General features: G+C 54.5%; 2 rRNA genes. Both read left to right on the forward strand.

Going from position 1 to position 527, the window contains the following annotated elements:
- A 16S ribosomal RNA gene (locus G8767_RS35305) occupies nucleotides 1-116 on the forward strand; the annotation flags it as partial.
- A gap of 328 nt (nucleotides 117-444) precedes the next feature.
- Nucleotides 445-527 (forward strand): 23S ribosomal RNA (locus G8767_RS35310); the annotation flags it as partial.

Raw genomic sequence — 527 nt, forward strand, 5'->3', positions numbered from 1 at the left:
CCGAAGCCGGTGGCTTAACCCCTTGTGGGAGGGAGCCGTCGAAGGTGGGATCGGCGATTGGGACGAAGTCGTAACAAGGTAGCCGTACCGGAAGGTGCGGCTGGATCACCTCCTTTCTAAGGAGCATTCTCCAATCCAATATCCACACAGGTGGATGGTTGGTTGGCAGAGCCTGTTTCGGACCCACTTGTGGTCCGGCGGGAGCTCATGGGTGGACGCTGACAAACTTCCTCGCATCACGGCAGATCACATGATCTGCCGGCGAGTGCAATATATCGGCATACTGTTGGGTCCTGAGAGAACACGTGAGTGTTTCCTCTCTAGGAAGTAACGACAAATGACTGCAGTTGTCATACCGGTCCACTTTGGTGGGTGTTGGTGTCAACGTGTATGTGGTTGTTTGTGTGTTGTTTGAGAACTGCACAGTGGACGCGAGCATCTTTGTTGTAAGTAATGAAGAGCGTACGGTGGATGCCTTGGCACCAGGAGCCGATGAAGGACGTAGGAGGCTGCGATAAGCCTCGGGG

The sequence above is a fragment of the Rhodococcus sp. IC4_135 genome (assembly GCF_011602025.1).
Lineage (GTDB): Bacteria > Actinomycetota > Actinomycetes > Mycobacteriales > Mycobacteriaceae > Rhodococcus_F > Rhodococcus_F baikonurensis.